General features: G+C 61.0%; 1 protein-coding gene. It reads left to right on the top strand.

The window, feature by feature from the left end; all coding sequences use genetic code 11:
• Window positions 1–680: AMP-binding protein (locus AB3X94_RS41830; RefSeq protein WP_368594422.1), on the top strand; the 680-nt coding region annotated here is incomplete at both ends.

Here is a 680-nt window from a genome sequence, read left to right as displayed (position 1 = left end):
GAGACGGCGACGCCGGAGTGGGCGAACCTGCCGGTCTCCGATCCGGACCCGCGTGCGCTCGGCCTGACCTCGCGCCATCTCGCCTATGTGATCTACACCTCCGGATCCACCGGCACCCCCAAGGGGGCACAGAATGAGCATCGGGCTATCGTTAATCGCCTGATCTGGATGCAAAACGCCTATGGTCTCAAGGCAACTGATGTCGTGTTGCAGAAGACGCCATTTGGCTTCGATGTCTCGGCCTGGGAGTTCTTCTGGACGTTGCTTGAAGGGGCGACCCTGGTGCTGGCGCCTCCGGATGCGCACAGAGATCCCGCTGCATTGGTTGACTTGATCGTTAGCCAGCGCATCACGACGGTTCACTTCGTGCCATCCATGCTGGTCAGTTTTATGGATGCGAAGAGTGTTGACCGCTGCACGTCGCTGCGGCGTGTTTTATGCAGCGGCGAGGCGCTTCCTGCCGCCAGTGTGCATAAGGTTCGGCGCCTCTTGCCTTGGACAGGCCTGCACAATCTGTACGGTCCGACCGAAGCTGGGATCGACGTGACAGCGTGGAGTTGTCCGGATGAGTTTGATGGCGCCATTGTCCCGATCGGCCGTCCGATTGCGAACACGCGGGTGTATCTGCTTGACGGACACGGTGCGCCGGTTCCGTTTGGCGCGGTCGGGGAGCTCTACGT

The organism is Paraburkholderia sp. BR10923, assembly GCF_040948765.1.
GTDB classification, from domain to species: Bacteria; Pseudomonadota; Gammaproteobacteria; order Burkholderiales; family Burkholderiaceae; genus Paraburkholderia; species Paraburkholderia youngii.
The sequence above is the reverse complement of the archived record's forward strand: the minus strand, read 5'-3'. Positions and strand labels throughout refer to the sequence as shown.